General features: G+C 48.2%; 14 protein-coding genes and 1 other annotated feature. Of the genes, 10 read left to right on the top strand and 4 right to left on the bottom strand.

Annotated elements, in window-relative coordinates:
* Positions 1 to 10 precede the first annotated feature (10 nt).
* Positions 11 to 1,177: an aminotransferase class I/II-fold pyridoxal phosphate-dependent enzyme gene (locus SATMO3_RS24505; protein WP_371372596.1), complete on the bottom strand. Its 1,167-nt coding sequence runs from the start codon at positions 1,175 to 1,177 to the stop codon at positions 11 to 13.
* Positions 1,174 to 1,653: an Lrp/AsnC family transcriptional regulator gene (locus SATMO3_RS24500; protein WP_371372594.1), complete on the bottom strand. Its 480-nt coding sequence runs from the start codon at positions 1,651 to 1,653 to the stop codon at positions 1,174 to 1,176. Before SATMO3_RS24500 ends, SATMO3_RS24505 begins: the two co-directional genes overlap by 4 nt.
* A gap of 140 nt (positions 1,654 to 1,793) precedes the next feature.
* Positions 1,794 to 2,005, bottom strand: a binding site (T-box leader).
* A gap of 193 nt (positions 2,006 to 2,198) precedes the next feature.
* Here SATMO3_RS24500 and SATMO3_RS24495 point away from each other — a divergent pair.
* Both SATMO3_RS24495 and SATMO3_RS24490 read left to right on the top strand, forming a co-directional pair.
* Positions 2,199 to 3,566: a sodium-dependent transporter gene (locus SATMO3_RS24495; RefSeq protein WP_371372592.1), complete on the top strand. Its 1,368-nt coding sequence runs from the start codon at positions 2,199 to 2,201 to the stop codon at positions 3,564 to 3,566.
* 252 nt (positions 3,567 to 3,818) lie between these two features.
* Positions 3,819 to 4,451, top strand: a complete 633-nt coding sequence (locus SATMO3_RS24490) for a TetR/AcrR family transcriptional regulator (RefSeq protein WP_371372590.1) — start codon at positions 3,819 to 3,821, stop codon at positions 4,449 to 4,451.
* Here SATMO3_RS24490 and SATMO3_RS24485 read toward each other — a convergent pair.
* Positions 4,435 to 5,313, bottom strand: coding sequence for an IS3 family transposase (locus SATMO3_RS24485; protein WP_371381789.1), 879 nt, complete (start codon positions 5,311 to 5,313; stop codon positions 4,435 to 4,437). The two genes, SATMO3_RS24490 and SATMO3_RS24485, sit on opposite strands and share 17 nt — an antisense overlap.
* Complete coding sequence (locus SATMO3_RS24480; RefSeq protein WP_371372588.1) at positions 5,310 to 5,600, bottom strand: transposase; 291 nt, start codon at positions 5,598 to 5,600, stop codon at positions 5,310 to 5,312. Before SATMO3_RS24480 ends, SATMO3_RS24485 begins: the two co-directional genes overlap by 4 nt.
* Positions 5,601 to 5,835: 235 nt before the next feature.
* On the opposite strand from SATMO3_RS24480, the gene SATMO3_RS24475 reads away from it, so the two are divergent.
* From SATMO3_RS24475 to SATMO3_RS24440, 8 genes are read left to right on the top strand one after another with little or no spacing between them, the layout of a single operon-like run.
* Positions 5,836 to 6,189, top strand: a complete 354-nt coding sequence (locus SATMO3_RS24475) for a response regulator (RefSeq protein ID WP_371372586.1) — start codon at positions 5,836 to 5,838, stop codon at positions 6,187 to 6,189.
* A gap of 26 nt (positions 6,190 to 6,215) precedes the next feature.
* Entirely contained in the window at positions 6,216 to 8,288 is a 2,073-nt protein-coding gene (locus SATMO3_RS24470; RefSeq protein ID WP_371372584.1) for a chemotaxis protein CheA, read from the top strand.
* 36 nt (positions 8,289 to 8,324) lie between these two features.
* Entirely contained in the window at positions 8,325 to 8,813 is a 489-nt protein-coding gene (locus SATMO3_RS24465) for a chemotaxis protein CheW (protein ID WP_371372582.1), read from the top strand.
* Between the two features lie 54 nt (positions 8,814 to 8,867).
* Positions 8,868 to 10,565: a methyl-accepting chemotaxis protein gene (locus SATMO3_RS24460; RefSeq protein WP_371372580.1), complete on the top strand. Its 1,698-nt coding sequence runs from the start codon at positions 8,868 to 8,870 to the stop codon at positions 10,563 to 10,565.
* A gap of 4 nt (positions 10,566 to 10,569) precedes the next feature.
* A complete protein-coding gene (locus SATMO3_RS24455; protein WP_371372578.1) occupies positions 10,570 to 11,403 on the top strand; it encodes a protein-glutamate O-methyltransferase CheR in 834 nt (277 codons plus the stop codon).
* Positions 11,400 to 12,434 (top strand): chemotaxis response regulator protein-glutamate methylesterase, encoded by a 1,035-nt coding sequence (locus SATMO3_RS24450; protein WP_371372576.1) that lies wholly within the window; start codon positions 11,400 to 11,402, stop codon positions 12,432 to 12,434. Before SATMO3_RS24455 ends, SATMO3_RS24450 begins: the two co-directional genes overlap by 4 nt.
* Positions 12,435 to 12,457: 23 nt before the next feature.
* Positions 12,458 to 14,746, top strand: a complete 2,289-nt coding sequence (locus tag SATMO3_RS24445; protein ID WP_371372574.1) for an ATP-binding protein — start codon at positions 12,458 to 12,460, stop codon at positions 14,744 to 14,746.
* Positions 14,747 to 14,758: 12 nt separating this feature from the next.
* Positions 14,759 to 15,151 (top strand): response regulator, encoded by a 393-nt coding sequence (locus SATMO3_RS24440; RefSeq protein ID WP_371372572.1) that lies wholly within the window; start codon positions 14,759 to 14,761, stop codon positions 15,149 to 15,151.
* Positions 15,152 to 15,235 lie beyond the last annotated feature (84 nt).

The following is a 15,235-nucleotide window of genomic DNA, read 5'->3' as shown; positions in this document are numbered from 1 at the left end:
AAACACGGCTTTACAGGCGCTGTCTGACAAATTTCCCGATTCGTTCCAGTGCTTCGGTCAGATTGCTGATTGAGGACGCATAGGAACAGCGGATGAAGCCTTCGCCGCTCAGGCCGAACGCGTCACCTGGCACTACTGCCACTTTCTCAGCTTTTAAGAGTTCCTCGGCAAATTGGAGGGATGTCATGCCGGTTTCTTTAATGGACGGGAAGATGTAAAAAGCGCCTTTGGGTTCAAAACAGCTTACGCCGATGCTGCGCAGCCCGTCAAGCATGAGTTGGCGGCGGCAGTTATATTCGGCGACCATTTTTTCCATTTTGTCTTTGCCATGGCGCAGGGCTTCAATGGCTCCCAGTTGAGCGGTAATCGGCGCGCATAACATGGTGTACTGGTGGATTTTATTCATGGCGGCAATAAACTCAGGATTGGACAGGGCATAACCGATCCGCCAGCCGGTCATGGCATAGGCCTTGGAAAAGCCGTTGAGCAAAATGGTACGGTCCCGCATGCCGGGCAGACCGGCAAAACAGGTATGAGTGCCCTGGTAGGTCAAATCGGCGTAGATTTCATCAGAAATGACAATGAGGTCATGACGTTCGGCAAAGGCGGCTATTTCCGCCAGTTCTTTTTCGGGCATGATGGCCCCTGTTGGATTATTGGGATAACCGATCAGGAGGGCCTTGGTGCGGGGTGTCACTAATTTCTCCAGTTGCTCGACCGTCACGCGGAACTCATGCTCCATGGCAGTCAGGACAGGCACCGGCTTGCCGCCGGCCAGCATAACACATGCTTTATATGATACATAACATGGTTCGGGAATGAGAACTTCGTCGCCGGGACTTAAAATAGACCGTACCGCCAGATCAAGGGCTTCGCTGACGCCGACCGTAACAAGTACTTCTTTGCGGGGGTCATAGCTGACACTGTAGTTATTTAAAATATTCCGGGCAATTTCTTCTCTGAGTTCCAGCAACCCATAATTTGAGGTGTAAGCGGTATAGCCTTTGTGCAGGCCGTGAACACAACTTTCGCGGATATGCCAGGGTGTGATAAAGTCAGGCTCACCCACACCCAGGGATATTACCCCTTTCATCTCGGCGGCAATGTCGAAGAAGCGCCGGATGCCGGAAGGTGGGACAGCATTAACGGCCGGTGAGATACGCTCAGCCCAGTTCATGGTGATACCACCAGCCGGTGATCTTCTTCGCGGTCCTGGATAATGACGCCGGCATACTTGTAGCGTTTGAGCATGAAATGAGTTGTTGTGCTGATAACCCCGTCAATGGTGGATAGCTTGGTGGCAACAAACTGGGATACTTCTTTAAGTGTGTGGCCTTCGACCATGACGCTTAAATCATAAGCGCCTGACATCAGATACAGGCTGACAACTTCAGGAAAGCGGCAAATGCGTTCGGCAATGGCGTCAAAGCCTACTTCACGCTGGGGTGTGATTCTCACGTCAATAATGGCAGTCACTTTGTCTTCGCCTGCCTGCTCCCAGTCAATAATGGGCTGATACTTGACAATTATTTTGTCGTTCTCCAGACATTTAATCTGGGCTCTGACTTCTTCTTTAGTCTGTTTTAATATGGCAGCCAATTGCTCAACAGGCTGGGTGCAGTCCTTTTCCAACAACTCTAATAGTTCTTTCACGACGTGGTGTCCTCCCTTAGATTAATGAATTGGTCATATGAAAACATGGCTTGCGCCGGGCCCTGGCGCAAGCGGAAGTTAAAATGGCTGAGTCTGACAGCAAGTTATCTGGTCAACCAAATAAAAAATCCCGTCCTTAATAAAAGGACGAGATTATTGTTCCCGCGGTACCACCTAAATTAGCCGAAAATGGCTCACTTGATCCTGTTAACGCCAGGTACGGGTAAGGCCTACTGGTTTCAGCCCCCAGCTCCAGGGTGGCTTTCGCGAAATATCTTTCCGCCGGCTTTCACCATATGCCGGCTCTCTGCAGAAAATCATATTCCGGTACTTTCCCTGTCATCGCAGTATACAATATATTTTGTTACTTATCGTATCATAAAATTTGCCCAATGACAATTACATAGTTACAGAAATTTAACAAAAAAATAAATGTACTTAGCCGGCAGCCGACAGGCAGGCTACTGGCAAGGAATTTCATTGACAGTAGCTTTTGTCTTACTGTAAACTACATTATGTATTAATGTATACTGGAGGAGCATATCATGCAAGATCTGCAGCAAAAACGGGAAGGGTTTTCGTCCGGCCTGGCAGTATTTTTTGCGACCCTGGGCAGCGCGGTTGGTTTAGGGAATATTTGGAAATTTCCTTATCTTACCGGCCAATTTGGCGGCGGCGCCTTTCTGCTGATTTATTTTTTATGTATTATTTTGGTTGGTTTGCCGATTATGCTGGGCGAATTCTACCTGGGGCGAAGCACGCGCAAAAATGTTGTCGGCGCTTATGAACAGATAAAGCCGGGGCAGGGCTGGGGTTATACAGGAATTATGGCTGTCCTGGGCGTGTACTTTATCATGTTTTTTTACAGCTGTGTAGCCGGTTGGGTATATCTTTACCTGTTTAAAGCCATTTCCGGCGATTTTGCCGGCATTACCGCCGCCGTTGCCAAGGCGCAGTTTGGCGGTGTGGTAGTCGGACCCTGGAGCCCGATAATCTGGCAGGTTATTGTTATGGCAACCGTTTCAGCTATTCTCATCATGGGCGTTAAACAAGGCATTGAACGCATCACAAAAACACTAATGCCGCTATTATTTATTCTTATTATATTGTGTGATATTCGAGCTTTAACCCTGCCGGGAGCTGGCGCCGGCGTAGATTTTATGTTTAACGTCGATTTCAGCAAAATTACCGCGCCGGTTATTCTGACAGCTCTGGGATTGTCGTTTTTTAAACTGTCGCTGGGTATTGGCACAATGGTGACCTACAGCAGCTATTTTACTCATGACAATAACTTATTCGGCACGGCGGCCAAAGTGGCGGTGTCTGATACGCTGGTGTCCATGCTGGCCGGCTTGGCTATATTTCCGGCCGTGTTCTCTTTCGGGATGGAGCCCGGCGCCGGTCCGGGGCTCTTATTTATGACCATTCCTTTAGTTTTTTCGCAAATGCCGTTAGGCAGCATCCTGCTTATTGCTTTCTTCTTTTTGTCTTCCATTGCTGCAACCACTGCCATGCTTTCGCTGGTAGAGGTGCCTGTCGCTTATTTCGTTGAGGAAAAAGGCTATGGCCGGAAAAAGGCGGTAATGGTTAATGCTCTCATAATTTTAGGCTTTGGCGTACTGGCCGCCCTTTCGGCCGACAGTTCCGCCTTGCTGGGACAAGTCACGGTTTTCGGCAAAAGCTTTTTTGACCTGTTTGACTATTTATCATCTAATGTAATCCTGCCGCTCGGCGGGCTGATCGTCGCCATATTTGTCGGCTATGTGGTGAAACCGGCCGAGCTGCGCCGGGAACTGACCAATGACGGCGCCATACCGGTAGTGCTGTTCGATGCTTTTGTTTTCATCCTCCGGTATATTACGCCGGTGCTTTTAGTGCTGGTTTTCTTAAGTTCCATTGGCGTGATAAAGTAGACTTAGCTTAAGGTGGGGTTTTAACCTCATCTGAAGGTTAGTAGTCGAATAAAATTGTAAATCTTATTGGCTGTTATCTGAGCCAGGTAATAAAACCGGGGAGTATCTCCCGGTTTTATTTTTTTACATGAATTTAATAATATTTTAAGCAGAAAACTGTCAACAGTAAATATATGACATTGACGCTAATGTTTACCTAAAATATAATAAAAATAATAAGTTAGTGTGCGTTCACTAACGTGGGAGGAAATAATGAAGAAATTGGTATTACCGCGCAAAGATGCAATTATTCTTACTGCTATTGAGATTATTGATGAACTGGGCTTGCAGGCCTTATCCACCAAGGAGCTGGCAGCACGTCAAAACATTGCTGAATCGGCGTTATACCGGCATTTTAAAAGCAAAGATGCCATAATTATTGCTATGTTGCACTATTTTGCCAAATTTGACAAAGCGATTATTAACTCGGCCAGAAAGCTGGATGTTTCAGCCAAAGACCGTATTTTGTTCTGTGTTACAGGTTTCGTTGAGTACTACGAGAATTTTCCGTCGATTACGGCACTGCTGTTCTTTTATGAAGTGCTGCGTCGATACAATAAAGAAATTCAGGCAGAAGTGGAAGGGATATTTTATGATCGATTCCAGTCCATTGCCGATATTGTGGCGACAGGGCAAAAGAACGGCGAATTAAGCACTGATTACGCGCCTGACGAGTATGCAGACATTATTCTGGGGACCTGCCGGGAGACTATTTTGCGGTGGCGACTGGGCGGCTATAATTTTGCCTTAAAGAACAAAGTTCTCAGTGTTTTGGAGCGATGGCTTACTGCTGTTGAGCTAGATAAAGTAGACTTTGAACCATATTGGCTTACGCGGACAGATTAAATGGCGAGTTTCTTCTGATCTCGTAGCATAGCGGCGAAATGCCCCCTAAGGAACTATGCCTTCTGCGGGTATTGTAATAGCTGATCCAGGCCTCGATACTGGCCGCAGCCTGTCCAATCGTAGCAAAGGACCGTTTTTTTACATGCTCCACTTTTAAAAGCCGGAAGAAGGATTCCATCGGGGCGTTATCATAGGGATTGCCTTTCCGGCTCATGCTGCCAAGGATGTTATGTTCTTTCAGCAAGTCTTTATGCTTATTCGATGTGTATTGACTGCCCCTGTCGGAGTGATGGATGAGACCTTCAGCAGGTTTTTCTTTTACAATGGCCATCCTAAGCGCTTTACAAGCAAGGTCTGCTGTAGGGCGACTGCCCAGAGCCCAGCCAACTATTTTGCGTCTGGCTAAATCTAAGACACAAGCTAAATAACACCACTGGCCGCCCACCCGGATATAGGTGATGTCAGCCAGCCACACTCTGTTTATTTCTTGCACCTCAAAGTTTTGCTTTAACAGGTTGTCAAAGGCTTGTTCATTCGGGTTTGCTTTGGTGGTTTGCGGTTTGTATTTGCTTTTGATCTGGGCTTTGATGCCATGAACATGCATGATTCGCTGTACTTTGCTGCGCCCGATGATAATCCCTTTGTCGTTTAGTTCTTCATAGACCTTTTGAACGCCGTAATTGTGATCATGCTCTCGTTCAATCTGACGAATATGAGCCACTACTACATCATCCCGGTCACCGGCTTTCGGGCAACCGGCTTTTACCCAGGCGTAATATCCGCTTCTGGATACCTTTAAAATGCGGCATAAATCGCTAACAGCATAGTGGGTGCGGTAATGGTAGATAAACGGATATCTTATTTGCTGTTTTTGGCGAAGTATACCGCTGCTTGCTTTAAAATAGCGACTTCGCTCTCTAGTTCCTTAATGCGTCGTTGTGCTTTACGGATTTCATCCTCATCGGGCTTGAGATTTCCTGATCCGGGAAAAGCATGTTCTGGATCACTTTTATATTGTTGAATCCATTTATAGACCGTATTTTCGTGAATTCCTAGTTCCGCTGCCAAACTGGGGCAGGTTCGAGTTCCACTTAGATAGAGTTTCACGATATCTTTTTTGAACTCTGCATCAAATCGCTGACCTTTCATGTTGGACACCTCCTGGCTTTATTGTACCAGCCATTCTTGATGTCCGCAAAAGGCATTACGGTTCACTTAGCTTCAGATGGGGTTTCCACCCCATCTGAAGGCTAGTCGCTTTTATCCAGAGACTTAGCCGCTCGCCTGTGCCCGTAAGGGTAACTCCCACTTGTAGAAGCGGGAGTCTTAAAGCAGGTCAGCCGTCGGATAAAAAATTTAGAGAGAGCAATGAGGAGAGGGAATTATGAAAAAAGTACTAATTGTTGATGACGCAGCTTTTATTAGGCTGACACTGAAGATGATGCTGGAAAAAAACGGCTATACAGTAATTGGTGTCGCCGAAGATGGCAGCGATGCCATAAAAAAGTACACTGAATTGCGGCCTGATATTGTAACCATGGATATTACCATGCCGGAGATGGATGGTATAACCGCAGTAAAAGAAATTATGAAAATTGATCCCGAGGCTACTATTGTTATGGTTTCTGCTATGGGGCAGGAGGAAATGGTTAAAGACGCCATTATGGCCGGCGCCAGGAATTTTATAGTCAAACCGTTTTCGCAAGAACGTGTATTAAGAGCATTAAGCGCCTTTTAGCATGTTCCTTACAGGAGGGTATACTGTTGGCAGAGAATGAACGTGAACCTATGCTCGAGATGTATGTCTTTGAGACATTGCAGCAAGTTGAGCAATTGGAGCAGGCGGTGCTTAATAGTGAGAAGGCCGGATCTTTCGGCATTGATGATGTAAACAGGATTTTTCGCATTATGCATACTATTAAAAGCTCTGCAGCCATGATGCTGTTTAATGATGTTTCCACGTTAGCCCATTCACTGGAAGACCTCTTTTATTTTATCCGGGAAAAAGGTGTTCAGAGCGTGGATTACTCACGGCTGACAGATATTATCCTTGCGGGCATGGATTTTATTAAGACCGAAACCGGCAAAGCAGACAAAGGCTTGCCCTGTGACGGTAATGCCAGCCGGATTACCGTCAGGATCGGGGAGTACCTGGCCGAATTAAAAATAGCCGCCGGCGCCGGGCGGGCAACTGCGGAGGCTCTGCAACCAGATCCTAAACCGCAGAAATATTATATCAGCAGCGCCGGTAAAACAGGCGCCGACGCTGCAGGGGCATATCAGGCCGTTTTGTTTTTTGAAGAAGGCTGCGAAATGGAAAACATCCGCGCCTTTGCCATTATACATAACCTGAAGGGGCTGGCTGACGAGATTATTTATGAGCCGGCCGATATTATCGAAAATAATCAAAGTGCCGAGATGATCAGACAACACGGCTTTGTTATTTATTTTAAGTCGGAACAGCCGCTAAAAGTAATTGAGGACTTTTTCGCCGGCGTCGCCTTTGTAAAGTCACTGGCAGTACGCCAGGCTATGCCGGAGAAATCCCTGACCAAGCCTGTCCGGCCTAAGCAAATCATTCTGGAAGATGTTTTGCCGCAAATGCCGGAAAAATATACGGCTAGATCCGGTTGTGAGGATAAAAACTGGCAGGAAGCCGCAGGCGCGGGTGTGCGGCAATCCATGATCAGCGTTCAGGTGAACAAGCTGGATAAACTTATGGATATTGTCGGCGAACTGGTTATTGCCGAGGCTATGGTTACACAAAACCCGGATCTTGCCGGTCTTAAACTGGATAACTTTTTTAAAGCGGCCCGGCAGTTCAGGAAGATTACCGGCGAACTGCAGGATGTGGTCATGTCCATCCGGATGATGCCGCTTACGGCAACCTTTCAAAAGATGAACAGAATCGTGCGTGATGCCGGGAAGAAGCTGGACAAGCAACTGACCCTCAACCTAATCGGAGAAGATACCGAAGTAGATAAAAACGTAATTGAAAAAATATCCGATCCGCTGATGCACCTGATCCGCAATGCAGCCGATCACGGTATTGAATCTGTAGCCGAACGCCGGCAGGCCGGGAAGAGTGAAACCGGAACCATCACTTTGGAAGCCTTAAATTCCGGTAATGACGTCTGGATTACCGTTCGTGATGACGGGCGCGGCTTAAACCGGGAAAAAATTTTGGCTAAGGCCTGTTCCTCAGGACTGGTGCAGGCAGCCGAGCGCGAACTGACCGACAAGGAAGTATTTTCCTTCATATTTCTACCGGGCTTCTCGACAAAGGACGGCGTTACCGAGCTATCCGGGCGGGGCGTCGGTATGGATGTTGTTACCAAAAATATCGAAGAAATTGGCGGTTCTATCCTTATAGACAGCAGTCCGGGTAAAGGCACGGCCGTTTCGCTTAAAATTCCGCTGACGCTGGCCATTATTGACGGTATGACGGTTAAGGTGGGGCAAGCCCGGTATACCATCCCGACAATCGCTATTAGAGAATCCTTCCGTCCGAAAGCGGGCAATATTATTTATGACCCGGACGGTCGCGAAATGCTCTGGCTGCGGGGAGAATGCCTGCCGGTTATAAAACTGAATGAGCAATATAACTGCCCGACGGAGATTGTTTCCCTGGAAGCCGGTATTATTGTTGTGGTTGAAAGTGACGGACGCAGTTTGTGCTTATTTGCCGATGAACTGCTGGGTCAACAGCAGGTGGTAGTTAAGCCGCTGCCGGTCTACATAAAGAAAAGCAAAGAATTAGCAGGTTGCACCTTGCTGGGGGATGGCAGCATCAGTCTGATTCTGGATGTTCCGGCTGTATTCGCCGGCCTCCGGTAGTTTTGGTTTGCAAGATAAGAACTGAGGAGGAAGAACATGGCAGAGGCTTTTGCAGAAACGGAAATGGAAGAGACACAGCAGGACAAATATTTGACATTTGCGCTGGATGGAGAGTTTTACGGTATTGAAATTACCTATGTTACAGAAATTATTGGCGGGATTCAGGCTATTACCCCGGTTCCGGAATTACCCGGTTATGTGAAGGGTATCATCAATTTGCGCGGCAGGATTATTCCTGTAATGGATGTGCGCCTGCGCTTTAGGAAAGAGGCCAGGGAATATACCGACCGGACGTGTATTATTGTAATAGAGCTGCAGCAAGTGACGGTTGGTTTAATTGTAGATACCGTGGCCGAAGTAACGGTTATTCCGTCCGTAGATATAGTTCCACCGCCGGAAGGCGCTAAAGGCGGCAATAACCGGTATATTAAAGGAATTGGCAAGGTCGGCGACGAGGTTCGCCTGCTATTGGACTGTTACCGGCTCATCAGTCAGGACGATATGGAGAAGTTGGCGTTGGATTAAGTTAAGGATAACCGCAGGTTCTGAGCGGAGAGATATTTTGAGGGGGACGATTGAATGCAATGGTTCTACAATCTTAAGATTAAAAATAAGCTGCTTGCCGCTTTTATTACGGTCTCGCTGCTGGCAGGAGTTGTCGGTATTGTTGGCATTGTCAATATCAAAGAAGTCAAGGAACAGTATGTGATATTGTATGAGGACTATGGCGTAGCCGCTGCAAATATTGGCCAGATGCAAGTGGCGCTGGAACAATCCCGCAGTCTGCTGAGAAATGCGCTGATTGAAAGAGGCTCCGGCGACAGAGGGAAATATGCAGTTGCTATCAAGGAGCGGGATAAAGAAGTTGACGAATTGATGGCGGATTTTGAAAAATCCATCAAAGGTGCCCAGGTACGGGATGAATATAAACGGTTAAAAGAAAATATTGAGCAGTTCAAGGTCGTCCGGGATAAGGTATTGACGATGGCGTTAGCCAATCAGGAGGATCAGGCGGCTATGGTCATGCGCAACGAAGGGGCTGCCATTGTCGCTGCCATTGATGCTTCCGTAAATAAACTGTATGAAGATAAAGTTTCTTTAGGCCGTCAGGTCAGCAACGATCTCATCGCCCAGACCGAACGGACTGTTATTTCCATGATCGTTATTATTGCTGTTGCGGTTGCGCTGGCGGTGGGGCTGGGTTTGACCATTGCGCTTACCGTCAGCCGGCCGCTGCAGAAACTGGCTGGGGAAATGCACAAAATGGCGGAAGGCGATCTGAATGTGGCTGTTAATATTACCACCAGGGATGAAGCCGGTATGGTGGCCCGGTCCTTTATGACCATGGCTGCCAGTATGAATGAGGTCATTAATAATATTAACATGTCGTCTACCCAGGTTTCCGCCGGCTCAAAGCAGGTATCGGCGTCCAGCCTGGCCTTATCGCAGGGGGCGACTGAGCAGGCCAGCTCCATTGAAGAAGTAACTGCTTCCATGGAACAGATAGCCGCTCAAACCACACAGAACGCGGGGAATGCCAACCAGGCCAACGAATTGGCCATTACCGCCCAGGATAGCGCTATGACAGGCAACAATGAAATGCAAAATATGTTAAAAGCTATGGAGGACATTAATCAGGCCTCGTCAAACATTTATAAGATTATTAAGGTAATCGACGAAATTGCTTTCCAAACAAATATTTTAGCGCTAAATGCTGCGGTTGAGGCCGCCCGCGCCGGCCAGCACGGCAAGGGATTCGCCGTAGTCGCTGAGGAAGTGCGCAATCTGGCGGCCCGCAGCGCCAATGCCGCCAAAGAGACCACTGCCATGATTGAAGGGTCTATGCAAAAAGTGAATTTCGGGACCAAGATTGCCCAGGAAACAGCCGTATCATTAGAAAAAATGGTTAATGACATTGCCCAGGTAGCTACTTTAGTCGGTCAGATCGCGGCGGCTTCCAATGAGCAGGCCAGCGGCATAGCCCAGGTGAATCAGGCTATTAACCAGGTATCCCTGGTGGTGCAGAGTAATTCGGCTACTGCCGAGGAAAGCGCGGCGGCCAGTGAGGAATTGTCGGCGCAGGCCAGCATTTTAAAAGACTTGGTGGGAAAGTTTAAGGTGAAAAAGACTGCTGTAACCGGTACGGGAACTGTAGACCCGGCCATGCTTAAAATGCTGGAAGATATGCTGGAAAAGAATAAGACTGCCGGCGAGGCTGATATGCCGAAAAATAAAATTAAGATTGCGTTAAGCGATAGCGAATTCGGCAAATATTGAATGTATGCTGGGAATAGATGAGGCGGAATTCAGACAGCTGGCGGAATTCATTCATAGTAATTACGGAATTAAGTTAGGCAAGGAAAAAAAACAACTGGTGCTGGGCCGTTTGCACGGTGTTTTAATGCAAAAAAACATCGGGAGCTTTGCGGAATATTATCACCGGTTGGTTGCCGACAAAACAGGTTCTGAAGTTAGCACGCTGCTTGACCGTATTACCACTAATCATACCTTCTTTATGAGAGAAAGCCAGCATTTTCAATACTTCCGTGAACAAGTGCTGCCCTACCTGGCCTTAACAGTGCAGGATAAGGATCTTAGGATATGGAGCGCCGGCTGCGCCAGCGGACAGGAGGCATATACCCTGGCCATGATTCTGGCCGACGTCTTTGGCGGCAAAACGGAGTGGAACAGAGCTGTTCTGGCGACAGACATAGCAAGTAATGTACTTAACAAAGCGGTCTGCGGTATCTATCAGGACAGTGAACTGGCCGGGCTGCCGGCAGTCTGGCGGCGGGATTACTTTCAAAAGGTAAATAATTCCGAATGGGCAGTGCGGGATAACCTCAAAAAAGAAGTTATCTTCCGCCGGTTTAATTTGATGGAACCGGTGTTTCCATTTAAAAAGCAGTTTCAGGTTATTTTTTGCCGCAATGTCATGATATATTTTGACGGACCGACCAAGCGTAAACTAATTAATAAATTCTACAATAAGACCGTACCGGGCGGGTATCTGTTTATTGGTCATGCTGAGTCCCTGCCACGGGAGGAAAGCGGCTACCGGTATATAGCGCCCGGCGTATACCGTAAGCCGGGTGCAGGCTGTGAGCAGAGGTGACTGTCATCATTCGCAAAAAAATAAAAGTCCTGGTAGTTGACGATTCTTTGGTTTTCCGGGAGTTTTTGGCCCGCGGTCTTGCTGATGATCCGCTGATTGAAGTAGTGGCTACTGCGGTTGATCCTTTTGATGCCAGAGACAAAATCATTAAATATGAACCGGATGTCATGACTTTGGATGTTGAGATGCCACGCATGAGCGGCATTGAGTTTTTGCGGCGGCTCATGCCGCAGTATCCATTGCCGGTCGTAATTATTAGCGCCGTTAGTGACACGGTCTTTGAGGCAATGGCAGCCGGGGCCGTAGAGTTTGTTGTGAAGCCCGATCCCAAAAATGGCCGTAGTCTGAATACCGTTATTAATGAATTGAAGACTAAGGTCAAAGTTGCTGCTATGGCCAATGTTTCTCAGTATAAAAAGACGGGAGCAACTATGCAATCTGTTAAAAATTCATGCCGTTCCGGCAGTCATGGCAAAGTGATCGCCATCGGCGCTTCGACCGGCGGTACGGAAGCTGTGCTAAGTATTCTGAAGGGACTGTCCGCCGATGCGCCGGGAATTGTTATTGTCCAGCATATGCCCCCGGTGTTCACCCGGATGTTCGCCGAACGTATGAATGATGTGACAGCGCTAACCGTTAAGGAAGCCCAGAGCGGTGACCGGGTGGAATGCGGGCACGTGTTCATTGCCCCTGGTGATAAACATATGCGCCTTGTTAGAACCGGGAGTGGCTTTACGGTGGAATGTTATGCCGGCGAAAAAGTGAGCGGACATTGTCCGTCGGTCGACGTGCTGTTTGAATCGGTCGCCCGTGAAGCCGGAGCCAAGGCCATTGGGGTGTTGTTAACAGGCATGGGCCAGGATGGCGCTAAAGGGCTTTTGAGTATGCGCCAGGCGGGGGCCAGAACTATAGGCCAGGACGAGCAGTCTTCGGTGGTATACGGAATGCCCAAAGTGGCCTGGCAGCTGGGGGCTGTGGAAAAACAGGCGGCCCTGCCGGCAATCTCTCAACTGATCTACTCTATGCTGTAGCAGGCTAAAGCAAGGGAGAATTTATGAACAATTTTACAGCTGCCTTGGCCAGTATTGGCGATGGTGTTATTGTTACAGCGCTGGATGGTTCAATAACCTTCATAAATCATGCCGCCGAGCGTCTTACCGGCTGGAAATCCGAACAGGCTGTCGGCCGTTCGCTGGCTACGGTTTTTCGGCTTATTGACATTGAAACACGCAGACCTTTTGCAGACCCGTTTGTCAGTGCGCTTGCGGCCGGCATGCCGGTCGGCTTACGGAAAAATACCGTACTGGTAGCCAGCGACGGCAGTGAATGGTACGTATCGGCCAATACGTCCCCGGTTAAAAACAGCCAGGGTGACCTGGAAGGCGTCGTTGTAGTATTCCGGGATATTACCCAGTTAAAGCAGGTTGAGCAGAACCTTACCGACGAACGGAAAAAGCTCGAAACAATCTTTGACGCCGTTCCGTCAGGCATACTGATAATAGACGAAGAGGGACGCATTGAAGAGGTAAACCCGGCGTTTGCCCGGCGGTTTAACGTCTTTCAGACCGGTGGGCATATCGGCAGAAGTCTGCAGTGTAACAACAGTTATCTTGATGAACGTGGCTGCGGCTATAGCGAAGCTTGTACAGCATGTCCGATCAGCCAGGCCTTGCATGAAGTGTTTACAAATGGCATGGCGGTTTGTGATTTCGATGCTGAGCTGACGTTGGCTAAAAGCAACAGAGAAAAGCTATGGTTTCGGATTAATATTATTCCTGTTGAAATCGATAAGGCCGGCAAAGCGGTTGTAGTTATTGAGGATATCAGCAGATTTAAAGAACTGGAACAGATTTTAAAAGAGGTGGCGGAAGCGGCGTATAATGCCAACCAGGCCAAAAGCGAATTTCTCGCCAATATGAGTCATGAAATCAGGACCCCGCTGAATGGAATTGTGGGCATGATTGACCTGACGCTTATGAGTGCTCTCACCCCAGTTCAGCAGGAGAATTTGCAGATCGCCAAAGCCTGCGCCGCCTCCCTGCTGGATATTATCAATGATATTCTGGATTTTTCCAAGATTGAGGCCGGCAAAGTCCTGCTGCAGAAGGTTGGTTTTGACCTCACGGAGACGGTCGGGCAGACTCTCAAACTGCATACCGCCCGGGCGGCGGAAAAGGGGCTGAAGCTAGAATGTCAGTTTGGTGAGAATGTGCCGCAGTTTATTGTCGGCGATCCCTTAAGGCTGCAGCAGGTGTTGAATAACCTGGTGAGTAATGCCATTAAATTTACCAGTAAGGGACATGTTGCTGTCACCATTGCCAATGTGTCCCATGACGGAATAGTTAGATTATTATTCACTGTCGCCGACACCGGTATTGGTATAGCAGTAAAAGAGCAACAACTGTTATTTAAGAGCTTCAGCCAGGTGGATAGTTCCCCTACCCGCCAATATAACGGTACTGGTCTGGGGCTGGCAATCTCCAGGCAGCTGGTAACCATGATGGGAGGCAACATCTGGGTTGATAGCGTGAAAGGGCAGGGCAGCAGTTTTCATTTTACCGTCCAGTTTGAAAACTGCCATCCTTTGGGCAGCAAAGCGCTAACAAACAGCCTGCCCCAGAAGCTTAAGACCCAAAGACCGCGAAAAATACTGCTGGCGGAAGACCATAAACTCAATCAGGCCGTAACCGGGTCAATGCTGAAGGAAATGGGGCATGCCGTTACTGTTGCCGGGACCGGTGTAACGGCCGTAGATTTATATAAGCAACGCGATTTTGATTTAATACTGATGGATATTCAAATGCCGGAGATGGATGGCTTGGAGGCCGCTGCTATTATCCGTGGGCTGGAGAGAGGTACAGGCCGGCATATCCCTATTATTGCCATTACGGCTCATGCACTCTATGGCGACCGGGAGCGTTTCCTGGAATTGGGAATGGATGACTATATCGCCAAACCGGTGCAGTTTGAAAACCTGTTCGCTATTATCGAAAATATCGGTATTGCCAAGGCCTCGCTTTCCCAGGAGCTGGAATGGCCGTTTGCCAAAACCGAATTTGTGCATTTGGCGCCAGACTGCTTTGAGAGCCTGGCGCAACAAGTGAGTCAGCTTGAGGAGGCTGTTGTGGCCGGCAACTCGGTCGTTATTGAACATATTGCCCTGGAAATAAAGTCGCTGGCAGGTAAGTACAGCCTGGATGTTTTAAAAAATCTGGCCTTTCGTATAGCCCTGGATATTAGACGCGGCAGCACGGAACAAGCCGGAACGGTGGCTGCGCAAATGGTGCAGGAGATAAACTCGTTACGGAAACTAAGCGGATGTTCACGGGAGCAAGAGGAATGAGGAGGGGTGTCAATGCGTATACTGATAGCCGAAGATGATTTGGCCAGCAGAACTTTTATGCTCAAATTTCTGTCTGAGTATGGCGAGTGCGATGTGACAGTGGATGGCATGGAGGCGGTGGAAGCTTTTATGATGGCGCACAGTATGAAACAGCCGTACGACCTGATCTGTCTGGATATCATGATGCCTAAGGTGGATGGTCTTAAGGCGCTTCAAGTTATCAGGCAGCTGGAAACGCAGCAGAATGTACCTGAGGACAAGCGAGCGAAGGTTATTATGACAACAGCCTTGAACGATACCGAGATCGTTCGGGATTCCTTTGACAACGGCTGTGAAGCCTTTGCGGCCAAACCTATTGATACCGCCAAATTCATCAAAGTAATGCAAAACCTCAAAGTCATTTAAAAGACAAATCCCGGTGTATACCGGGATTTTTTCTGGCTAATGTGCTAAAATTAGAATGCTTTGTTATACTACAGGCTGGTGTTG

It is taken from the genome of Sporomusa aerivorans (assembly GCF_041428895.1).
GTDB lineage: Bacteria > Bacillota > Negativicutes > Sporomusales > Sporomusaceae > Sporomusa > Sporomusa aerivorans.
This window is presented reverse-complemented; position numbering and strand designations above follow the sequence as displayed.

Bases quoted from the DNA above. Each gene is read 5' to 3' on its own strand.
- SATMO3_RS24495 (WP_371372592.1), top strand. From the start codon at position 2,199: ATGCAAGATCTGCAGCAAAAACGGGAAGGGTTTTCGTCCGGCCTGGCA.
- SATMO3_RS24445 (WP_371372574.1), top strand. From the start codon at position 12,458: ATGAACAATTTTACAGCTGCCTTGGCCAGTATTGGCGATGGTGTTATT.
- SATMO3_RS24460 (WP_371372580.1), top strand. From the start codon at position 8,868: ATGCAATGGTTCTACAATCTTAAGATTAAAAATAAGCTGCTTGCCGCT.
- SATMO3_RS24490 (WP_371372590.1), top strand. From the start codon at position 3,819: ATGAAGAAATTGGTATTACCGCGCAAAGATGCAATTATTCTTACTGCT.
- SATMO3_RS24455 (WP_371372578.1), top strand. From the start codon at position 10,570: ATGCTGGGAATAGATGAGGCGGAATTCAGACAGCTGGCGGAATTCATT.
- SATMO3_RS24475 (WP_371372586.1), top strand. From the start codon at position 5,836: ATGAAAAAAGTACTAATTGTTGATGACGCAGCTTTTATTAGGCTGACA.
- SATMO3_RS24465 (WP_371372582.1), top strand. From the start codon at position 8,325: ATGGCAGAGGCTTTTGCAGAAACGGAAATGGAAGAGACACAGCAGGAC.
- SATMO3_RS24480 (WP_371372588.1), bottom strand. From the start codon at position 5,600: ATGAAAGGTCAGCGATTTGATGCAGAGTTCAAAAAAGATATCGTGAAA.
- SATMO3_RS24440 (WP_371372572.1), top strand. From the start codon at position 14,759: ATGCGTATACTGATAGCCGAAGATGATTTGGCCAGCAGAACTTTTATG.
- SATMO3_RS24505 (WP_371372596.1), bottom strand. From the start codon at position 1,177: ATGAACTGGGCTGAGCGTATCTCACCGGCCGTTAATGCTGTCCCACCT.